Here is a 20,873-nt window from a genome sequence, read left to right on the forward strand (position 1 = left end):
ATGTTTAAATTAGGTTTCTATTGATATTCATTTATGCAAGCAATGACCTCCTGGCATTGATCATCAGTCATTGTTGGGTTACAAGGGAGGGAGAGTTCTTGTTGATGTATGCTTTCTGTAATGAGATAAGAGAGCTTATTCCATTCGGCATAAGCCTTTTGTTGATGTGGTGGGATAGGGTAGTGGATCATTGTTGATATTCCTTTATCATTCAAGTAAGACTTTAATCTTTCACGAGAGGGACATAAAACAGGGAATATATGATACACATTATCACGGTCACCATCGGTAGTCATTGTGATTAGTGGGTTCTTAATACCTTGTTGATAAGCCTTAGCTATCTTTTTTCGTTGTGCATTTTCTTGATCAAGATAACGGAGTTTTACATCTAAAACAGCTGCTTGAATCTCGTCCATACGGCTATTTACGCCCTTAAAAGAGAACTCATATTTACGTGCCGAGCCATAGTTGGCAATGCAGCGGATAGTCTCTGCCAATGTAACATCATCTGTTGTCACAGCCCCAGCATCACCTAATGCGCCGAGATTCTTACCTGGGTAGAAACTATGAGCAGCTGCATTTCCCAACGAGCCAGTGCGTTTCTTGCCATAAAAACAGCCATGCGCCTGTGCATTGTCTTCGATGAGAAGGAGATTATGAAGCGCACATAACTCGCCAATCAGCGGTGTGTAAGCACATCGCCCATAGAGGTGTACGAGCATGATAGCCCGTGTCTTCGATGTTACGGCAGCTTCGATGAGTTGGTCGTCAAGCTCCAGTGTATTAATATTAGGCTCTACTAAGATGGGAGTCAAATTGTTTTCTGTAATGGCAAGGATAGTTGCAATGTAAGTGTTAGCGGGTACGATGATTTCATCTCCAGCCTTCAACCGTCCTAACTCCATGTAGGCTCGAAGGATGAGGGATAGCGCATCAAGTCCATTCCCGCATGTTACGCAATGTTCCGAACCAATGAATTTAGCGTAATCGACTTCAAATTGCTTTGTTTCCTGCCCTTGTAAGTACCAACCAGAACGCACAACACGTTCCACAGCGTTAGTAATTTCATCACCATGAAGGGCTGTTATATCCTTGAGAGAAAGGTAGTTAATCATTTTTCTTACCAGTTAATTATATCTTTACTTACCCTTGCTTACTGGATTATTCAGCTTGTCCATGGGTATAACATCCCACTCATAGCTATCGTAACAAACACCCCGTCCACCAAAGCCTTCCTTTTGGAAAATGAGAGGAGCATTGAGTTTCTGCCCATTCTCTTCGGTGCTTTTACCAAAGTCAAAGTATCCTTGTCGGTCAGCATATACCTTATTAATAAGATAATCGAACAAAAGATCAAGTGATCCTAGGCTCTTTCCCTCTGGAGAAGCAGATATATATTGTGTGTGAATGACTTGCGGTGTCTCGAAGATGAGGGTTCCTCCAAGTGGAATACCAACCTTATTAAATGCCATGAAAAGGCGGATAGACTTAGGGAAACGGCTCTTTAGCAATTTAAGTTCAGCTAGAGAATGAACAGGATGAGTATTATATTTATTTGAAAGATTATCGTTTAATATCCCCCAAAAGGCTTCCATGTCCCCGCTTTCAGCAATGGTAAGTTCTGAGTGAGTGGCTTTTCTAATCCCACTCTTACGACTTTCCATGAACTTGAGATGCTGGAGAAGAGGAATAGTTGTGGATATATCACGAATTGTTAAACGTGCTTTGCATACATTAAGAAGTGCGTATAAGTCTTCTTCAGCAGGATATTTGTGGTAAATCCATGGTATAGACTTGTACACTACATGCTTAAATCCTTGTTTGTTAAGATATTCGTTGATGGCAAGGAATACCTCACAAATATCCTCTGCACATGCTTTAGTGTTTGTAAGAAGCCCCCCGTAGGTTAGTCCTTGGTGTGAGTAAAGCGTTGTATCAACCTTATTGGCAGGCAAAAGGGCATAGAGTCGTCCCTTCCGATAGACCATTAAAGAGCAATCAAGGAATCTATCGGCATGGTAATCCATGTAAGCACGATTGAAAAGGAATGTTCCTTGCTTCGATCTCTGCACGAAGTTATTCCATTCAAGTACCTGCTCTCTAGTATATTGCCTTACTTCAAACATGCTGTATTAGGTATGCCATTCTTGGAATAAAAGCATTATTTCTAAACTACTTATGGCTTAAATAGTTTATAAACTCATCATAGTTACGGATATAATCGGCCTCATCAAAAGGGTCTTCAGCCAACACAAGGCACACAGCCCCCGATGAGAAATCATCGAGTGTGCGCCATATATCAGTATCAACAAGCAGTCCTTGATAAGGATGATTCAGTAGGAAAGACTCCTTTCTGTGCCCATTATCAAGTGTAACAGTGAATGCTCCACTTACCGCAATAATGAATTCGCGACAGTGTTTATGTGCATGTCCACCTCGAGAAGTGCCCGATGGAACATCATAAGTCCAATAAGCACGAGCCATCCGAAAGGGGATATCTTTCATACCTTGGGCTACAGTCAGGTTTCCACGAGGGTCAACAACCTTCTGCAATGATATTATCTTTCCTAATGAAAACTCGTTGTCATTCATTACTCAATATGTCATAATCTCCTTATTAATGCTTTTTCATATAAGGATCAGTGCCCAAAATGGTTGCTGCCACACGCTTCGTTTTATCACGCAATTCGTCCATATCGGTTCCAACCTCACCATAACAGAGAGCTACTCCCATACGTCTTCCAACATGAGCAATAGGCTTTCCGAAGATACGCAAGCGTGTTCTATCTTCCTTACAAGCATCTAAAAGATTGTATGTTAGCGGTTTACCAGATTCAATTGGAGATAAGATAACAGCAGAACAACCTGCATGTTCAAGGTGAATAGCGGGTATTGGTAGTCCCATCACAGCCCGGAAGTGAAGCTCGAACTCGTTGAAATTGGTGGTATGAGCCAATGTTACCATACCAGTATCATGTGGTCTTGGGGATAACTCGGAGAAGATTACCTCTCCTTGTTTGGTTAGGAAGAACTCAACTCCCCATATACCATAACCTGTAAGAGCATTTGTTACCTTTTTAGCAATGTGTTCTGCCTGTCGTAAAGCGTCTTCGGAGATAGCGTAAGGTTGCCAACTTTCACGATAATCGCCTCCTTTCTGTATATGACCGATAGGCGGACAGAAGAGGGTGGGACCGTTCTTTTGGGTGACAGTAAGCAATGTGAACTCGCTATCAAAGTCTATGAACTCCTCGATGATTACCTCTTTTACGTCGCCACGAGCCCCTTCCATTGCGTTCTTGAAAGCTTCTTCGAGTTCTGCATCATTGTGGACATAGCTCTGACCATGCCCACTTGAACTCATCAAAGGCTTTACTACACATGGAAAACCTATCTCATCGGCAGCTGTCTTGAACTCTTCATAAGTCTTGGCATAGAAGTATCTGGCTGTTCGCAAGCCTAGTTCACGAGCTGCGAGATCACGAATAGCACGCCTATTCATCGTGAAGTTGACTGCACGAGCAGATGGGGCAATCTGTATACCTTGCTGTTCATAGTTGAACAAACGCTCTGTTCGGATTGCTTCTATCTCTGGAACGATGATATCGGGACTATGGAAGTCGACAACAGCATCAAGTGCTGTGCCATCAAGCATGTCGATTACTTCCGATTCATCGGCTACTTGCATTGCAGGGGCGTTATCGTAACTATCACAAGCCACAACATACTGTCCAGCACGCTTAGCAGCAATAGCAAACTCCTTACCCAGCTCTCCGGAACCTAATAGCAGGATCTTTTTCATGTGTAGTTTGGGGGATTGTTAATTATAAAATAGGATGTCCTTATATATAATAAGGTGTAAAGGGGAGTGCAAGAACTGCACTCTTTTATCTTCCCTTCTTAGTGTACATCATGTCATAATACTTCTGATAATCACCAGAAGTGACCTCTTGTATCCAGTTCTGATGCTCTAAGTTCCAACGAATAGTCTTCACAATACCATCAGCGAACTTAGTTTCTGGATACCAGCCAAGCTCTTCCTTGATCTTTGTTGGGTCTATGGCATAACGTGCATCATGCCCGAGACGATCTGGAACATGCGTTATCAAGTCATTATTAATCCAACTGATATCAATGTCACCATTGGCATCCTTCACTTGTTTCTTTAGTATGGTACGTAAGTTCTTATCCTCGGCCATCATGTCATGAATGGTCTTGATAGTAAGTTTCACAATGTCGATATTCTTCATCTCATTGTGTCCACCAACGTTATAGACTTCTCCCTCACGTCCTTCACGTACTACCATATCTATTGCCTTGCAATGATCTTCAACGTAAAGCCAGTCTCTTACATTCAGTCCCTCACCATAGACAGGGAGCTTCTTGCCCTCAAGTATATTGTTGATGATTAATGGGATGAGCTTCTCGGGGAAGTGATAAGGACCGTAATTGTTAGAACAACGCGTGATACTTACAGGCATGTGGTAAGTGTCTCGATATGCCATTACGAAATGGTCAGCACTTGTCTTGCTGGCAGAATAGGGGCTGTGAGGACAAAGAGGAGTTTTCTCTGTGAAATAGCCTTCAGATCCGAGCGATCCATAAACCTCATCAGTTGATACTTGATGATAGCGTTTCCCAGCCTTCCATGTAGGATAGCCCTGTTCGTCCTTACCAGTTACCCATGCCCGACGAGCTGCGTCCATGAGGTTCTGTGTACCGAGGATATTCACAGAAAGGAACAACTGGGGATCTTCAATGGAACGGTCTACATGACTCTCTGCAGCAAAGTTTACGAGGTAATCAATATCATTCTCTGCGAAGAGACGATCAACCAATTCGCGGTCGCGAATATCTCCTTTCACAAAGACACAACGCTTTTCATCGATGTCATCTTTGATTGTTCCGAGGTTTCCAGCATAAGTAAGTGCATCAAGGATAATCACCTTGATGTCCTCATTAACATACTTCTTATGAAGCAGATACTTAATGTAATTTGCACCAATAAAGCCTGCCGCACCAGTTACAAGATAGGTCTTCATCTTCAAAACTATTATTTATTATTATTTATTTCTTATCACTTAATGTTATAACTTCACAATCCGTGAATTTATTGCCATCGATAGTAAGTCTTACTAAAGTTCGTTCTTTATGCCATCCGCGCATACCTGCTGCACCGGGATTGATATGTAACATGTTAAGCGTTTTATCGAATTGCACCTTTAATATATGTGAGTGTCCATCAACGAAGAGATTAGGCGGTGAAGCGTAAAGCATGCTTTGTACCGAACGATCATATCGACCAGGATAACCACCAATATGCTTTAGTAAGACATCAACATCCTCACATTTGAAACGTAGAATATCGCGATAACGCGCCCGCATCTCATAATCATCTATATTGCCACAGACGGCTCGGAAGATAGGTTTCATTGCTTCGAACTTATCTGCAACCTCCATAGATCCAATGTCACCAGCATGCCATATCTCATCACAAGTACCTAAGTAATACTCGTACTTATCGTCCCAGTAGCCATGAGTATCAGAGATTATACCAATCTTCTTCACGCCCTTCTCCTTATAAAATCGGCTATTAGATCCTTCGTACCTTCCAATCCTAAAATGCTTGCATCTATACAAAGATCATAGCTTTCTGCGTGCCCCCATGTCTTAGCGGTGTAATAGTTGTAATACTTTGCACGCTCACTTTCACCATTTTCAATGAGTTTTCGTGCTTCATCCTCCGTACATCCACGACGCGCACAGACGTTAGCAATGCGAGTTTGCATCGGTGAGGTGATAAAGACATTCACGCAGTTTGGATTGTCACGAAGTATGTAATCTGCCGTTCTACCTACAAAAACACAACGATCATTCTGCTTAGCTACATCACGTATAGCATCACTTTGGAATTGATAAAGGCTCTCTTGCGAGAAGTTACTCTTATAGAAATCGCTATCAGCTAATAGTGGGAGGCGGATGTTAAAATGGGTCTTCAAGAAACCTTTCTGTTCATCATTCTGTTCAAAGAACTTCTCTGAAAAGCCGCTCTCTTTGGCTGCCAGATTAAGAATCTCACGGTCATAAAACTTGCAATCGAACTCCTCTGCCAATAGTTTGGCTATAATTCGTCCACCGCTTCCAATCTGTCTACCGATGTTTATGATTAGCTTTTTTCTCATATTTTAGATTGTTATTTATAACGCAAAATATTATGCTGTCTTTGTCTGTCGTTTAATCCGACGAACAAAGATAAACATGATAATGGCAGCAATGAAAGATGCTGTAAAGTCACTCGAAGGCAATGCTGCCCACACGCCATCCAGTCCGAAGAAGTGGGGGAGGGCTGCAAGTAGAGGTAAGAGGAACAACAGCTGGCGTGAAAGAGATAAGAAGATACTAACCTTCACCTTGCCAATACACTGGAAGAAGTTGGTCACTACCATCTGATAACCTATGAAAGGATACATCATCATATTGATTTGTATGGCTTTGATAGCCTGTTTTATCAATTCCGGGTCATTAGTGAACATACGCGCACAATAGTATGGTGCCAAGTGAGCGATGAGCCATCCTGTTACCATAATTCCCGTTGCTGCAAAGGCTGCATACTTCACTACGCGCATGAGTCGATCGGTCTGCTGTGAGCCATAGTTGTAGCCCGCAATAGGCTGCATACCCTGATTTAAACCGATAACAAACATCACGAAGATCATGGCAATGCTATTGGCAATACCATAGGCACCCACTGCAATGTCACCACCATATCGAACTAATTGGTTGTTGATGAATATGACCACGACACAAGCACATACATTCATTAAGAACGGAGAGATGCCAATAGAGATAATATTGTTTACCAAGTTACGCTTCAATCTATAGATTCCCTTTTTCAGATGTAATAGTTCCTTCTGATTGGAAAAGAGCCTCATTTGCCAACAAAGAGCCAATGCTTGTGAGATAACAGTAGCAAAAGCTGCACCCCTAATACCCCAATGCCACCACCATATAAAGATGATGTCTAGGAGTATATTCATTAACACCGTGAAGATGGTTGCAGCCATTGCTTGACGTGGCTTAGACGCTGCACGTAACACAGCATTCATCCCGAAGTACATGTGAGAGATAACATTTCCTGCCAAGATAACTTGCATAAAGCTCCGAGCATAGGGTATTGTTGCATCGCTTGCACCGAAGAATCGCAAGATAGGATCTAGGAAGATGAGGCAGATAACACTAAACCCTATACCTATAATTAGGTTCAGTGTCACCGTGTTCCCCAAGATGTTCTCGGCTGCAGCATAGTCTCTTTGACCTAGCTTCACACTAATAGCTGTGGATGATCCTATTCCAACGCCAGCACCAAAGGCGGCACCTAAGTTCATAAAAGGAAATGTAATAGCAAGTCCGGAAATAGCCATCGGACCTACCACTTGACCTATAAAGACTCGGTCAATGATGTTATACAAAGAGGCTGCCGTCATAGCTACTATTGCTGGCAAGGCATACTGTGCCAACAATCTACCAATAGGCTTTGTGCCCAACTCTAATGTAGCTTTCTTATTATCCATCAGGGGGGTATTACATACCTTTAAACCATTTCTATTGAAAGAAATAGGTAATTTTTACTTCTGAAATAGTCGACTTCCATGTATAGGAAAAGCAATTACCAATGATTAAACAAGCAATGCTAATCTTACTAATACATCCTCTTTACTATGTTGCAAAAGTACGAAAAAAAAACTGATATTTGCCTTTTATCCCAAGTAAATATCAGTTTTATAATCCTTATTGATAATGTTTTGCACTATTAAAGATGAGCTCTTAAACCAGTTCCACCTTATCCATCTCTTGTTCCTTATCACAATAATGACACTTGAGAATACCTCTCTCTTTGTCAACAACATGGAAGATGGTGTCCATTGGTTCGTTGTTTGTGATACATTTAGGGTTGTTACATCTTACAATGCTCCGAAGCTCATCTGGTGTTACTACCTTCTTCTTCTCTACCACTTCATAGTCATTAATGATGTTCAACACCACGTTCGGTGCTACAACCGACAGACGGGAGATCTCATCATCAGTGAAGAATTTATCACTAACTTTGATGATTCCCTTTGTGCCTACCATCTTCGATGAGAAGTTATAACCGATAGTAACAGGCGTAGAGAGCTTCTGGAGCTGTAAGAGGTTGACCACCTGAAAGGTCTTCTCAGATGGTATATGATCAATAACAGTACCGTTTTCAATAGCGGCAACTAAGCGTTCTTTCTTTGACATAATAGATTCCTTATTATTTTGCTTGCGTTACTTCAATATGGTCGAAGACATCACCAGCTGTCACTTCTATCCTGAGTTTGCGAGCTTTCCCTGTTTTATTTGCTTTGATAAGGATATGATATGTATTTTCAACTACCTTGATGTCAAACCAATCATGTGATATCTGACGGAAGTTCTGGGGCTTTACACCAGCATAAATAATTTTTTCACCAGTTGAAGCATGTGACAACCATGGTCGCTGATAGTTCTTACATGTCAAAGTATAGGTGCCACCTTCAGCAGGAGCAGTAATACTCTTTGGATCACCAGAATAGTTCGCTTCCCATTTCATAGGTTCCCAACTGCCTTCTATTTCTTCGTTGCTACAACTAACCAGAGTCGTGAAAATAACTAAGAACAATGCTGCCAACGTAATTCTATTTACCCATTTCATAAGCTTTATATGTTAGATTTCATTTGATATAGGTCTATTATAATATCGTCTTATCGGCTTTCACCTCCTCTAACGATATACCCAGACAATGGCAGAAGATGGCTTCTCGAGCGAAAAGACCATTGCGTGCTTGCTGAATGTAATAAGCATGTTCGCTATCATCAACATCGTATGCAATCTCATTCACACGTGGGAGAGGATGTAAAATCTTCATGTTTGGACGTGCTTGTGAGAGCATATCACGATGGAGAATATAGACATTCTTCACCCGTTCATACTCCATCAAGTCAGAGAAGCGTTCCTTTTGTACGCGTGTCATATATAATATGTCTGCATGAGCTATTACATCCGGAGTAAACTCCTCATGCTCTTCAAAGCGGATACCATGCTCTTTGCAATAGAGCTTATATTCGTCCGGCATAGCCAGTTCCTTTGGTGCAATGAAGTGGAAAGTAGGGTTAAAATGGCGCATAGCCATGATAAGCGAATGTACAGTACGCCCATACTTCAAGTCTCCAACGAGGTAGATATTGAGGTTCTCAAGCGTTCCCTGCGTCTGATAGATGGTGTATAAGTCCAGCAAACACTGTGAGGGATGTTGGTGTGCGCCATCTCCTGCATTAATGATAGGTACAGGTGCTACTTCTGAAGCATATTGCGCAGCCCCTTCAATATAGTGTCGCATGACGATAGCATCCGCATAATTAGAAACCATGAGGATGGTATCTTTCAGTGTCTCTCCCTTACTTACGCTTGAAACTTTCGCATCGGTAAAGCCAATAACACGTGCTCCAAGGCGATTAGCAGCCGTCTCAAAACTTAGTCGGGTACGTGTAGAAGGTTCATAAAAAAGGGTTGCAACTACCTTACCTTTTAGTAATTCACGATTAGGATGAGCCTCAAACTCCTTCGCCATATCAATGAGGTAAAGCAGTTGTTGACGATCCAATCCTTCGATATTCACAAAGTTCTGTCTTCCCATCTCTATCCTGTGATGATTTGATTGATTTCTGTTTGTAAAGGTAATCATTATTTTCTTTTCTGTCAAAGGGTATGAATAGAAATATAGACAGACGCTAAAAAAAGTTTTAATTATTTTGCTTATCCATTGATTTACATTATCTTTGCACAATATTTTCACGGTATATGAGAAGACACTTTGTACATTTCCTCTGGGGAACATTGATAGCTATTTTAGGATTCACAAGCCTTTTCTTCATCGCTGTATGGAATGGTTGGGTAGGCTATATGCCTAATATGGAAGAGCTATCAAACCCTATTGATAAGTTTGCTTCACAGGTTTATTCTTCCGATCAAAAGCTTATCGGCACATGGAATCAAGATAATAATAACCGTATAGCGATCGACTATAACGGGCTTTCTCCACATCTTGTTCATGCACTGGTTGCCACTGAAGACGAACGCTTCTATGAGCATTCTGGAATTGACTTCATTGCTTTGGGGCGTGCAATCGTCAAACGCGGCGTGATGAGACAGGCTAGTGCTGGAGGTGGATCAACCATCACTCAACAGTTAGCCAAACAGCTTTTTTCAGAGAAAGCACATAGTACCATGGAACGCTTGCTACAAAAGCCTATCGAGTGGATCATCGCTGTTAAGCTAGAACGACACTTCACTAAGGAGGAGATTCTAGCAATGTATTTCAATTACTTCGACTTCTTGCACAATGCTGTGGGTATAAAACGAGCAGCCAACGTGTACTTTAATAAGGAACCGCGTAACCTCAACGTCACCGAGGCGGCATTGTTAGTTGGATTGTGCAAGAACCCTTCCATGTTTAATCCTCTTCGTTATCCAGAGCGTTGCCGACAGCGTCGTAACGTCGTACTCATGCAGATGGTGAAGTCTGGTTATGTAACGAAAGATGAATACGAAGAGCTTTCTCAACGTCCATTAGGCATTCATTTCACAAAGGCGAAACCGGTTGATGGAGCCGCAGACTACTTCCAGGCATTCCTCAGACAGTATATGATGGCGAATAAACCAGAGCGTGAGAACTATCAGACATGGCAGAATCGTCAATTCGTTCTCGACTCTATTGCATGGGAACAAGACCCTCTCTATGGATGGTGTAACAAGAACCTCAAGCGTAATGGTGAGCCTTATAATGTAAACACCGATGGTTTGCGTATTTACACAACGATTGACACCCGCATGCAAACCTATGCTGAAGAAGCTATCCGTAAACATGTGGGTGGCTACTTGCAAGCGCAGTTTAACGCTGCAAGTAAGTACAAGAAGAATGCCCCTTTCTCATCTAATATCTCTCGAAAGACCATCAAAGAGATCATTAATAGGTCTTGTCGCCTTAGCATGCGTTACCGTAAATTGAAAGAGCAAGGTGCTACTCCAGAAGAAATAAAGCGTAGTTTCCGCACACCGCATGAGATGACTATCTTCACTTATCATGGTGATGTAGACACGGTAATGACGCCTATCGACTCTATTAGATACTACAAGTCGTTCCTCCGTTCAGCCTTTATGAGCATGGATCCACACACCGGAGCCGTGAAAGCCTACGTGGGTGGGATTGATTATCAGCACTTCAAATACGATGTCGTAATGGGTGGTCGACGACAGGTTGGTTCGACTATCAAGCCTTTCCTCTACGCCCTTGCAATGCAAAATGGTATGACTCCTTGCTCGCTCGCGCCTAATGTTCAGCGCACTTATGGAGGCTGGACTCCCCGCAACGGATCGCATGCACGCTATGGTCAAGAGGTTACTTTGAAATGGGGATTGCAGCAGTCTAACAACTGGATATCAGCTTATCTCATCAATCTCTTAGGCCCTACTCAATTCGTGAATATCCTCCATGACTTCGGTTTAAACAACCCAGACATTGAGAGAACAGCAAGTCCCGTACTCTGCTTAGGTCCTTGTGAGGTGTCAGTGGGTGAGATGACAAGTGCCTACACAACCTTTGCCAATGGTGGTATTCGTTGTGCACCACTCTTCGTAACAAAGATAGAAGACAGCCATGGAAACGTCATTGCGAAATTCCAACCACTGATGACTGAAGTTATATCAGAGGTTAGCTCTTATCAAATGATAGATATGTTGCGTGCCGTTGTACAAGGTGGTACAGCCAATCGGTTACGTTTTGCGTATAATATTAATGTTGACATGGGAGGCAAAACAGGTACAACTAATAACAACGCAGATGGTTGGTTTATGGCTGTAACGCCTAACCTCGTAAGCGGTTGTTGGGTAGGTGGCGAAGATAGAGACATCCACTTCGATAATACCAGCATGGGGCAAGGGGCTTCAATGGCGCTTCCTGTATGGGCATACTTCATGCAGAGCGTTTATGCCGATAAGCGTCTTGGATACAGCAAGGACGCTAAATTCCCTATTCCGGCGCACTTCAATCCATGTCAAGCTACTGATACTATCAATGTAAATGGCATACAGGAGGAATATTTCTAAGGGTTGTTGGAATCTTTCCCTGCCTCCCCGATAACCCCATCCAGCCTCCCAGAGGGGGAGGAGTACCTAACGGGAGTCAGCTAAGGTATGGTCGGTTGGTGTGTAATGAGGCAGTGCCTCGTTAGCTGGAACAGTAGGACTAAAAACAAAGAGACGCTTTCTTCAATATGAAGAGGGCGTTTCTTCATATCGAAGAAAGCCTCTCTTGGCAATGAAGAAACGCCCCCGTCGTTTTCAGATGACACTATCTACTCCCCTTCCCATTCGGAGAGAGGTTAGGGAATAAGGTACTAAAGTAGGGACAGACGCCCTCGTCTGGAAACCCCACCCAGCCTCCCCTTGGGGGAGGCTGGGTGGGGTTATTCCATTCGAAGAGGGGCTGGGAGTGAGGCTTCTTCTCTAATATAGAAAAATATATTCTTGCTACTTTCCTTTAGGTGTCCCTCTCCTTAAGAGAGGCTTTACATAAACAAATTAGCACCCCAGATGAGTAAGGAATAACGCATTACCTTCCCCAAGGTAATACTGAACACTGATAAAGGAAGGTTCGCACGGGTAAGTCCGAGAACTACTGTTATGGCACTACCGAGGATGGGGAGGAAGGCAAAAAAGCCCATCCATGCACTATGACCGCCCATGAATTGATAGGCACGATCTATGGAACTCTGTTTGAGATGGAAGTATTTTTTAAGCCATTCGAGCTTTCCTAATCGTCCTAACCCATAGTTGACCATACCGCCCATGACGTTTCCTATGCTGCCATAAATAAGTAATGGCACTGGATCAACACCTGCTGCAAGGAGCCCAAGCATCACTGCTTCACTACTAAAAGGGAGTACACTACCAGCGAGAAAGGCTGAGATAAACATGCCCCAATAGCCGTAGTCGATTAGAAAGTGGGTGATAGCGTCCATAAGTTGAGGATAGTTATGATGAGTGCAGCAGCCGACAAGAGGATAAACACCCAGTTAGTTATACGTGTGTGGGTCAATGCAAAGAAGTGAGCAATGAGCGGTGATGTGGTCACAATGAGCACACTTAGCAATGCTTCGAAGTGTTGCGGCTGTAAGAAGAGGAATACGATTGTTGCAATATCAATGGTGATAAAGACTTGAAAAAACAATCGTATGCGGATGCTGTCATTGCGTTTTTGATTCGTAAAGTGTATGATTCCAATGATAGCACATAACAAGACATAAGCCAAGACGGCTATGTTACTTGTGGTTAAGGACGTGAAATCGAGTGGTTTCTCAAATACACCTAATTGCAAGAAATGCTTAGCTAGCAAAGAGATCTCGCCCTTTGCAGCAAGATAAGGCGCATAGAACCAATAGGGGAGAGTGATACCAAGCAGAGAAGAAACGAAACTTTTTCCGCTTAAAGAGAGTAGGTTGGTGCGTGAGATAACCCAAAGTATGGGCAAGAAGTAGAGCATCTGTACCCATACCACGCTTGCCATACCAATACAGAAGTACGCATAAAAGGTCCATCCAGGCGCATTTGTGTCTTGATAACAGCGGAAAGACAGGCTGTAAAAGCCCACCATTCCTAGCATGACAATCGATGAACGGATAGATGGAAACATAAAGACAGCCATGGTTGCAAGTACGATGAACGAGCAAGACACCATTCTGCTATAGATGCGAATGAGTGCATTTGCATTGTTAAGTTCCATCATTAAATAGGTAGCTAATAGCAAACAAATACCCGGCGCAACCACTGTTAGGTTGTGTAAACCAGCCACTATCCATACAAGCATAGCCGCTGAAACCACCCACGCTTGGGTCCAGCGGCTCTCTGCTATTCGGTTTTGAATACGCTTCTTCTGCATAGGTTACAAGTCCTGTCCTATATCTCTTCTAAAGTATTTATCCTTAAATTCAATCTTATTAGCCTCTTCGAAGCTCTTTTGTAACGCCTCTTCCTTGTTCTTACCATACGATGATACGGCAATGACGCGCCCTCCGTTCGTTACAATCTGTCCGTCTTTGAGAGCCGTTCCACTATGGAATACAACAGAATCAGCCACTTTGTCGAGTCCAGTAATTGGATAACCCTTCACGTACTCTTCGGGGTATCCACCGCTAACAAGCATTACACAGACAGCTGAACGGCTGTCGAACTCTACCTTGTATTGGTCAAGATTCCCCTCGGCAACGCCTTTGAAGAGGTCGACAATATCCGTCTTCAATCGTAGCATGACGCTTTCAGTCTCTGGATCACCCATTCGGCAGTTGTATTCAATTACCATTGGCTCACCATCAACATTGATAAGTCCGAAGAAGATAAAGCCCTTGTAATCTATATTTTCAGCCTTCAAGCCCTCAACAGTAGGGCGAATAATACGTGTTTCAACCTTTTCCATCCACTCTTTCGTTGCGAAAGGAACAGGCGAAACACTACCCATACCACCCGTATTGAGCCCTGTGTCGTGTTCACCAATACGTTTGTAATCCTTCGCTTCAGGTAGTATTTGATAGTGAGAACCATCTGTTAAGACAAATACAGAGCATTCGATACCAGAGAGGAACTCCTCAATAACAACCTTAGCGGAGGCATTTCCGAACATACCATCAAGCATTTTGCGCAGTTCCTCCTTTGCTTCTGCAAGTGTAGGAATGATCAGTACGCCTTTACCAGCTGCCAGTCCGTCAGCTTTCAGTACGTAAGGTGGCTTGAGCGTATCGAGGAATTGCAATCCTTCCTCAATACTTGTACCATCGAAAGTGGCGTAAGCTGCGGTTGGAATGTTGTGCCGCTTCATGAAAGCCTTTGCAAAGTCTTTAGAGCCTTCAAGCACTGCTCCAGCTTTAGAAGGGCCTATGACAGGGATATGGACAGTACGTTTATCATCTTTGAAAGCGTCATAAATGCCATTAACCAGTGGGTCTTCTGGTCCAACAACGACCATATCAACCTTTTGTTCGATGGTAAACTCCTTGAGACGTTCAAAGTCGTTTACACCGATGGAGACGTTTTCTCCAACTGCGCCAGTGCCTGCGTTGCCTGGAGCAATAAATAGTTTGCTACATTGCTTACTATGCGCAATCTTCCAAGCTAAGGCGTGTTCACGCCCTCCACTGCCTAATAGTAATATCCTCATAAAGCCTTTTACTTTTGCTTGAGATTATCCTCAAAGTATTGTGTAATACGTTCGTGTAAGTGTACACTCTGGTGTCCTCGCATATTGTGAGGCTCTCCTGGATAGACAAAGAAGTCTGGTTGAGTACCTGCAGCGATACATGCTTTCAAGAAAGAATATGCGTGTTGAGGGACAACGACAGGGTCATTTAGACCGATGATGATCTGTAGTTTGCCCTTGAGATCCTTAGCTTTCTGCAGGAGAGAAGTCTGTTCGTAACCCTCTGGATTAGCCTGTGGTGTGTCCATATAACGCTCTCCGTACATCACTTCATACCATTTCCAATCAATGACAGGACCACCGGCAACACCCACTTTAAACACCTCCGGATAGTTAGTAAGCAGTGAGATCGTCATGAAACCACCGAATGACCAACCATGAACTCCTATGCGGTTCTTATCGACATAAGGTAATGATTGAAGATACTTAACGCCCTCCATTTGGTCTTTCATCTCTTCTTGACCAAGGTGACGAAATGTTGCTTGCTCGAAGTCTTTGCCTCGGTGCTCACTACCACGGTTGTCTAATATAAAGAGGAGATAGCCTTTTTGAGCCATGTAAGTCTCCCATCCTCGTGAACCCCAGTTCCATGAAGCATCCACGTTGTGCGCATGTGGACCTCCATAGACGTATATCACGGTTGGATATTGCTTATTAGGATCAAAGTTAACAGGCTTTACCATACGCCAATAGAGGTCTGTCTTGCCATCCGCCGCTTTGATAGTTCCATTGGAGTATTCCGGTACATTGTATCCCTTCCAAGGGTTGGGTGCGGTGAAATAATTGGTTCGCTGTGGGTTAGCACCTACTGCGATGATGTCATACTTACGTGGAACTGTTGGCTCACTGTAGTTATCCAGCAACATACCACCATCTTTGCTTAATGTTGCGAAGTGGTAACCACGACCATTGTCAAGCAGTGTTCGTTTACCAGTAGATACGTTCACAAGCCACGTGTTACGCTGAATAGGGTTGCACTCATTCGATACGTAGACGATACTCTTTTGTTTCGTGTTAAAGCCGAGTACGTCTATTACAATCCACTTACCGCTTGTGAGTTGCTTAATCTGTTGTCCATCCTTATTAAATAGGTATATGTGGTTGTATCCATCCTTTTGACTTTGAAGGATGAACTCATTGTCATTCCAAGGCAAGAAGACGATTGGGTGCGTTGGTTCTACGTACTTCGCATCTGTCTCTCGATACAGTTCTTTGAGCTTCTTACCCGTTGTTGCGTCATAAGAAACAAGTCGGCAATCGTTCTGATCACGATTGACTTCAAACATATAGATGGTTTTCTCGTCAGGACTCCATGCTATATTCGTAAAGTAACGGTCGGTTGGATCACCTGCTTGAAGGTACAGAACCTTGCCAGTAGAGGCGTTATAGACACCGACAGTCACCTTATGTGAGGTTTCACCAGCCATAGGGTATCTAATAGGAGCAGCCTTTGCAGCACGTGATTCACCCTTTTCTGGTGTCCAATCAAGCTCTGGAATGTCAACAAGAGGATATGCACTAACCATGCTCTGATCCATGCGATAGAAGGCAAGACGATTACCTTTTGGACTCCAGAAGAGTCCCCCGTTGATTCCAAACTCATCCCTGTGAACACTCTGACCATATACTATATCGCTCGAACCATCAGTCGTTAACTGATGCTCCTTACCGCTCTTCTCGGTGACAAACAACTGATGATTGCGCACGAAAGCGGTCATATCTTGTTCGTTCCGATCGCTTGCCTGTGTGTTAGAAGGGCGTGTGATGCGCTTCTCCAGTTTATGGGTCTTGAAGTTTACATATATATCCTCTGTACCATTCTTAACCATCACCACGGGGCGATCAGGGTATGGAAATTCAGCTGAATAGAGGTGTCGTACAACCTCATTCGACTTCTCCAAGCCTGCCCAATGATTGATGTCATCGAGGCTGAAAAGGCTTGTCTCCTTACCAGTCTTACTATCAACAAGAGAGCAAGAGTTGAGGTCTTGTCTTACTAACTTGCCTCCCCACCACGTTAGATAACGTGCTTCTGGACGCATGTTACGATAATTGGTACCACCGAAGTTAAGGTCTTCTAAGGTGAACTGACGCTGTGCCATACTTGGAGTAGGACGTAAAAGTCCCGTGAGAGCAACGAGCCCCACGAGACTAAGTAATGATTTAATCTTCATGTTTATACGTGTTTTTGCCACGGTAACCACCGCGCTTGTTAGATTTATCAAAGCGTTTCCCACCAAACTTCCGATCGTCGTTCTGCTTGAAAGGACGTTTCCTATTGCGGTCTTCACCATCGAACTTTGGACGACGAGTTGGGCGTTCGTCGCGGAACTTACCACCTGCGAAACGACCCTTGTCAAGGCTGTGGAATGTGAAAGAACGTATGTCCGCCTCAGCGTTCTCATCGTTCTCTTCAAGTCTCTTCTTAAACTCTCGCTCCTTTTTGAAGCGGTGTTTCTGTGCCATCTCACGCTTTTCTTCTTCGGTTTTGATGATTCCTCCGTCATGACGGAAGGTGCTCATCTTACCATCAAAGAGCTGATAACGACGGAACTCACACTCTAACGAGCCATTATATACAGGTATCTTAATACTTGGTTTGAGCCCTATTTGACGGAAGCACTCCTCTCTGTAAGACAATATCCACGCCTCATTGCCCATAAACTGGTGCTTGAGTCGCTCTCCAATCATCTTATATGTGCCCAAAAGATTAGGTGTTGATATGCGCTCGCCATACGGGGGATTCATCACAATGATGCTCTTCTCCTTTGGTTGAGAGAAGTCCTTGAAGTCTTGCTGTTCGATAGTTATATCACGAGAGAGGCCTGCTGCAGCTACATTCATGCGTGCCGTATTGACCGCCTTCATGTCTGTATCATATCCAAAGATGTGATGTTTGAACTCACGCTCTTGTGAGTCATCGTTGTAAATCATATCGAATAGCTCCTGATCAAAGTCTGCCCACTTCTCAAAAGCGAACTCTTTTCGGAACACACCAGGCGATATGTTGCGTGCAATTAACGCTGCCTCGATAGGCAAAGTGCCTGATCCACACATTGGATCTATAAAGTCGGTCTCTCCCTTCCAACCAGTCATTAGAATCATACCAGCCGCTAACACCTCATTTAAAGGAGCCTCAACGCTCTCTTGCCGATAGCCTCGGCGGTGTAGAGACTCACCACTGGAATCAAGTGAAAGTGTGGCATTGTCTTCTGCTATATGTATGTTCAAACGAATGTCCGGATTGCTTACCGAGATGTTTGGACGTGTACCTGTACGCTCTCTAAACTGGTCTACGATGGCATCTTTCACCTTATAAGTAACGAAGCGAGAATTGGTGAACTCTTCCGAATAAACTACTGAATCGACAGAGAAAGTCTTGCCTTCTTGAATGTATTGACTCCATTCGATCTTACGCACTTCATCGTACATGTCCTCCGCACTACGTGCTTTGAAGTGTGCGATGGGCTTAAGTATTCGGATCGCAGTGTGCAACTGGAAGTTGGCACGATACATAGTTTCTTTATTGCCCGTAAACGCTACCATGCGTCGACCAATTTGTACATTGTTAGCCCCGAGATCGGTTAACTCCTGTGCTAACACTTGTTCCAAGCCCATGAAGGTCTTAGCGATAAGTTCAAATTCTTGCATTATGTGTGATATAAATTATATACAATTAAAGTGCTGATAAGGGTTCTCTCTTATATTCCTCCACCATTATCAAAGTCGGTGTTAAGGATGTCTACTTTTGTTTGTTTATACTTCTTCGACTTCGGGCGCATGTCTCTTGTCACCCAAACGTTGGCTCCTATGACGCAATCTCGCCCTATCGTGATGCGCCCAAGAACGGTTGCATTGGCATAGACAACCACATTGTCTCCGAGTATTGGATGTCTTGGAATACCCTTGATAGGCTTTCCATCCTTATCAAGAGGGAAACTTTTGGCTCCAAGTGTCACTCCTTGATACAGTTTAACATGGTTTCCTATGATACAAGTAGCCCCTATCACGACACCAGTTCCATGGTCTATCGTAAAGTAAGAACCAATGCTTGCAGCAGGATGGATGTCTATTCCCGTCTCAGAATGCGCCATTTCCGTAATCATACGAGGGATGAGTGGAACGTTCTCAAGCACTAATTCATGTGCTAAACGATAGTTGATGATAGCCTTAACGGCTGGGTAACACGAAATCACCTCGCCTTGGTTACTTGCAGCAGGGTCTCCATCAAAAGCTGCCTGAATGTCTGTTGAGAGCGTCTTACGTAGTGTTGGGAACTTCTCAATGACGCGTCCTGCGATCTTGTCAGCCTCCTCCTTCATACATACTCGCTTATCGGCAGCATTGGGGCAATGGCAATCTTCATTAAAGCAAAGCCCTGCCATGATCTGACGACTTAGTAGCTTATGCAGCTTTTCAACGTTCACTCCGATTTGATACTTTATAGTATCTGTGTTCACCGAAGACCTCCCGAAGAACCCAGGAAAGAGTATGGACCGAGACAGACCGATAATTTCTTCCAGTTCAGAAGCCGATGGCAAAGGGTCACCATCACGATGTTCGTGGAAGAGACCTTGCAAGGCTTGAGGCTTCGAGAGCTCATTGATGGTGAGAATGAGCTGTTGAGTGATGTCTTGACTACTCATTTGACAGATGTAACAATATGTATTTACGTTGCAAAGATAGTTATTATTATCGGATTTTTATGTGTTTGTTTGGGAAAAATATGGTAATTTTGCAGTTAATATTAGTTGTTGTTTTGGATAAAACGAATGTACTTTTAAGGCGTAGATTATCCTTTTTTAGATTAGAATCAATGGTGAACTCATCTTTTATTAGACCTTTCAGTATCATCTTCTTGTTGTCTTTTTTCCTCCTGACAAGTGTTCAATCGGCTCTTGGTAAGTCTTCTAAGCAAGAGAAACGACGCTTTGATGGTATCGACGTATCGCACCATCAGGGTAAAATCAACTGGTCGGAAGTGGCAAAAAACCGCCAGATTCAATTCGTATATATCAAGGCGACGCAAGGAACTACTATAACAGATGAATATTACAAACGCAATATTTGCGAGGCTCGTAAGCATGGGTTGCGGTGCGGCTCCTATCATTATCTATCCTCAAAGACGCCCATTCGTGCGCAATTCCGCCATTTCTATCGAACTATCAAACGCTATTCTCAAGACCTCATACCGATGATTGACGTTGAACGAGAGGGTGTTCGGGGGTGGACACGCAAGCAGGTTCAGGACAGCGTAGCCGTCTTTGCGGGGTTAATAAAGAAGTATTTTGGTAAGAGACCATTGATTTACTCGCAGGCAAACTTCTATAACTCGCACCTTGCGCCACGCTTTAATCAGAACTTCCTGTTCCTTGGTAAGTATAGTGCGGAGCGTCCTTCGATTAAGGGAGTAGGCCGACATAACATCTGGCAGTTTAGCGAACGAGGTAGAGTAAACGGCATTCGAGGCTTCGTGGACTTAGATCGTTTCATGTCAGGAACGTCCCTTAGCGATATTCGCCTTTAGTTTGATTGACATTTATTGAGCCCTTTCTAAATAAATTATAA

At 43.4% G+C, this 20,873-nt stretch carries 19 protein-coding genes; 2 read left to right on the plus strand and 17 right to left on the minus strand.

What is annotated here, in order from left to right; translation table 11 throughout:
* Positions 1–17: 17 nt before the first annotated feature.
* The 11 genes from D464_RS0102620 to pyrB all read right to left on the minus strand — a co-directional run bounded on the left by D464_RS0102620 (position 18) and on the right by pyrB (position 9,695).
* On the minus strand, positions 18–1,115 hold the full coding sequence (locus D464_RS0102620) for a DegT/DnrJ/EryC1/StrS family aminotransferase (RefSeq protein WP_018910019.1): 1,098 nt from the start codon (positions 1,113–1,115) through the stop codon (positions 18–20).
* Positions 1,116–1,139: 24 nt separating this feature from the next.
* A complete protein-coding gene (locus D464_RS0102625; RefSeq protein ID WP_018910020.1) occupies positions 1,140–2,126 on the minus strand; it encodes a GNAT family N-acetyltransferase in 987 nt (328 codons plus the stop codon).
* Between the two features lie 46 nt (positions 2,127–2,172).
* Positions 2,173–2,592 carry a sugar 3,4-ketoisomerase gene (locus tag D464_RS0102630; protein ID WP_018910021.1) on the minus strand — a complete coding sequence of 140 codons (420 nt, stop codon included), beginning with the start codon at positions 2,590–2,592 and terminating at the stop codon, positions 2,173–2,175.
* 25 nt (positions 2,593–2,617) lie between these two features.
* The gene (gene purT, locus D464_RS0102635; protein WP_018910022.1) at positions 2,618–3,802 is read right to left on the minus strand and encodes a formate-dependent phosphoribosylglycinamide formyltransferase; all 1,185 of its coding nucleotides are present in this window, start codon (positions 3,800–3,802) and stop codon (positions 2,618–2,620) included.
* An 85-nt stretch (positions 3,803–3,887) separates the two neighbouring features.
* Positions 3,888–5,042: a dTDP-glucose 4,6-dehydratase gene (rfbB, locus tag D464_RS0102640; protein WP_018910023.1), complete on the minus strand. Its 1,155-nt coding sequence runs from the start codon at positions 5,040–5,042 to the stop codon at positions 3,888–3,890.
* Between the two features lie 25 nt (positions 5,043–5,067).
* Entirely contained in the window at positions 5,068–5,568 is a 501-nt protein-coding gene (locus D464_RS0102645; protein ID WP_018910024.1) for a metallophosphoesterase family protein, read from the minus strand.
* Positions 5,565–6,182: a cytidylate kinase-like family protein gene (locus D464_RS0102650; RefSeq protein WP_018910025.1), complete on the minus strand. Its 618-nt coding sequence runs from the start codon at positions 6,180–6,182 to the stop codon at positions 5,565–5,567. The genes D464_RS0102645 and D464_RS0102650 overlap by 4 nt, the downstream gene beginning before the upstream one ends.
* Positions 6,183–6,212: 30 nt before the next feature.
* Positions 6,213–7,571, minus strand: a complete 1,359-nt coding sequence (locus tag D464_RS0102655) for an MATE family efflux transporter (protein ID WP_018910026.1) — start codon at positions 7,569–7,571, stop codon at positions 6,213–6,215.
* A 253-nt stretch (positions 7,572–7,824) separates the two neighbouring features.
* Positions 7,825–8,280 carry an aspartate carbamoyltransferase regulatory subunit gene (pyrI, locus tag D464_RS0102660; RefSeq protein ID WP_018910027.1) on the minus strand — a complete coding sequence of 152 codons (456 nt, stop codon included), beginning with the start codon at positions 8,278–8,280 and terminating at the stop codon, positions 7,825–7,827.
* Positions 8,281–8,293: 13 nt separating this feature from the next.
* Positions 8,294–8,713: a hypothetical protein gene (locus tag D464_RS12450; protein ID WP_018910028.1), complete on the minus strand. Its 420-nt coding sequence runs from the start codon at positions 8,711–8,713 to the stop codon at positions 8,294–8,296.
* A 37-nt stretch (positions 8,714–8,750) separates the two neighbouring features.
* Positions 8,751–9,695, minus strand: coding sequence for an aspartate carbamoyltransferase (pyrB, locus tag D464_RS0102670; protein ID WP_018910029.1), 945 nt, complete (start codon positions 9,693–9,695; stop codon positions 8,751–8,753).
* A gap of 164 nt (positions 9,696–9,859) precedes the next feature.
* Here pyrB and D464_RS0102675 point away from each other — a divergent pair, with 164 nt between their 5' ends.
* Positions 9,860–12,163 carry a transglycosylase domain-containing protein gene (locus tag D464_RS0102675; protein WP_018910030.1) on the plus strand — a complete coding sequence of 768 codons (2,304 nt, stop codon included), beginning with the start codon at positions 9,860–9,862 and terminating at the stop codon, positions 12,161–12,163.
* A 461-nt stretch (positions 12,164–12,624) separates the two neighbouring features.
* Here D464_RS0102675 and D464_RS0102680 read toward each other — a convergent pair whose 3' ends face one another.
* From D464_RS0102680 to D464_RS0102705, 6 genes are read right to left on the minus strand one after another with little or no spacing between them, the layout of a single operon-like run.
* A complete protein-coding gene (locus D464_RS0102680; protein WP_018910031.1) occupies positions 12,625–13,077 on the minus strand; it encodes a YqaA family protein in 453 nt (150 codons plus the stop codon).
* Positions 13,053–13,994: a hypothetical protein gene (locus D464_RS0102685; RefSeq protein WP_018910032.1), complete on the minus strand. Its 942-nt coding sequence runs from the start codon at positions 13,992–13,994 to the stop codon at positions 13,053–13,055. The genes D464_RS0102680 and D464_RS0102685 overlap by 25 nt, the downstream gene beginning before the upstream one ends.
* Positions 13,995–13,997: 3 nt before the next feature.
* Entirely contained in the window at positions 13,998–15,266 is a 1,269-nt protein-coding gene (gene purD, locus D464_RS0102690) for a phosphoribosylamine--glycine ligase (protein ID WP_018910033.1), read from the minus strand.
* An 8-nt stretch (positions 15,267–15,274) separates the two neighbouring features.
* Positions 15,275–17,479 carry a S9 family peptidase gene (locus D464_RS0102695; RefSeq protein WP_026284614.1) on the minus strand — a complete coding sequence of 735 codons (2,205 nt, stop codon included), beginning with the start codon at positions 17,477–17,479 and terminating at the stop codon, positions 15,275–15,277.
* A complete protein-coding gene (locus D464_RS0102700; RefSeq protein WP_018910035.1) occupies positions 17,469–18,956 on the minus strand; it encodes a THUMP domain-containing class I SAM-dependent RNA methyltransferase in 1,488 nt (495 codons plus the stop codon). The genes D464_RS0102695 and D464_RS0102700 overlap by 11 nt, the downstream gene beginning before the upstream one ends.
* Before the next feature lie 50 nt (positions 18,957–19,006).
* Positions 19,007–19,951 (minus strand): serine O-acetyltransferase, encoded by a 945-nt coding sequence (locus D464_RS0102705; RefSeq protein ID WP_018910036.1) that lies wholly within the window; start codon positions 19,949–19,951, stop codon positions 19,007–19,009.
* 170 nt (positions 19,952–20,121) lie between these two features.
* Between D464_RS0102705 and D464_RS0102710 the strand changes: the two genes are divergently transcribed.
* Complete coding sequence (locus D464_RS0102710) at positions 20,122–20,832, plus strand: glycoside hydrolase family 25 protein (protein WP_018910037.1); 711 nt, start codon at positions 20,122–20,124, stop codon at positions 20,830–20,832.
* The last annotated feature ends 41 nt before the right edge of the window (positions 20,833–20,873 follow it).

Source organism: Prevotella veroralis DSM 19559 = JCM 6290 (assembly GCF_000377625.1).
GTDB lineage: Bacteria > Bacteroidota > Bacteroidia > Bacteroidales > Bacteroidaceae > Prevotella > Prevotella veroralis.

Coding starts and splice junctions, on each gene's coding strand:
- pyrB (WP_018910029.1), bottom strand. CDS start 9,695: ATGGGAAGACAGAACTTTGTGAATATCGAAGGATTGGATCGTCAACAA.
- D464_RS0102680 (WP_018910031.1), bottom strand. CDS start 13,077: ATGGACGCTATCACCCACTTTCTAATCGACTACGGCTATTGGGGCATG.
- D464_RS12450 (WP_018910028.1), bottom strand. CDS start 8,713: ATGAAATGGGTAAATAGAATTACGTTGGCAGCATTGTTCTTAGTTATT.
- D464_RS0102630 (WP_018910021.1), bottom strand. CDS start 2,592: ATGAATGACAACGAGTTTTCATTAGGAAAGATAATATCATTGCAGAAG.
- D464_RS0102675 (WP_018910030.1), top strand. CDS start 9,860: ATGAGAAGACACTTTGTACATTTCCTCTGGGGAACATTGATAGCTATT.
- D464_RS0102620 (WP_018910019.1), bottom strand. CDS start 1,115: ATGATTAACTACCTTTCTCTCAAGGATATAACAGCCCTTCATGGTGAT.
- purD (WP_018910033.1), bottom strand. CDS start 15,266: ATGAGGATATTACTATTAGGCAGTGGAGGGCGTGAACACGCCTTAGCT.
- D464_RS0102685 (WP_018910032.1), bottom strand. CDS start 13,994: ATGCAGAAGAAGCGTATTCAAAACCGAATAGCAGAGAGCCGCTGGACC.
- D464_RS0102655 (WP_018910026.1), bottom strand. CDS start 7,571: ATGGATAATAAGAAAGCTACATTAGAGTTGGGCACAAAGCCTATTGGT.
- purT (WP_018910022.1), bottom strand. CDS start 3,802: ATGAAAAAGATCCTGCTATTAGGTTCCGGAGAGCTGGGTAAGGAGTTT.
- D464_RS0102710 (WP_018910037.1), top strand. CDS start 20,122: ATGGTGAACTCATCTTTTATTAGACCTTTCAGTATCATCTTCTTGTTG.
- D464_RS0102695 (WP_026284614.1), bottom strand. CDS start 17,479: ATGAAGATTAAATCATTACTTAGTCTCGTGGGGCTCGTTGCTCTCACG.
- pyrI (WP_018910027.1), bottom strand. CDS start 8,280: ATGTCAAAGAAAGAACGCTTAGTTGCCGCTATTGAAAACGGTACTGTT.
- D464_RS0102705 (WP_018910036.1), bottom strand. CDS start 19,951: ATGAGTAGTCAAGACATCACTCAACAGCTCATTCTCACCATCAATGAG.
- D464_RS0102650 (WP_018910025.1), bottom strand. CDS start 6,182: ATGAGAAAAAAGCTAATCATAAACATCGGTAGACAGATTGGAAGCGGT.
- D464_RS0102625 (WP_018910020.1), bottom strand. CDS start 2,126: ATGTTTGAAGTAAGGCAATATACTAGAGAGCAGGTACTTGAATGGAAT.
- D464_RS0102700 (WP_018910035.1), bottom strand. CDS start 18,956: ATGCAAGAATTTGAACTTATCGCTAAGACCTTCATGGGCTTGGAACAA.
- rfbB (WP_018910023.1), bottom strand. CDS start 5,042: ATGAAGACCTATCTTGTAACTGGTGCGGCAGGCTTTATTGGTGCAAAT.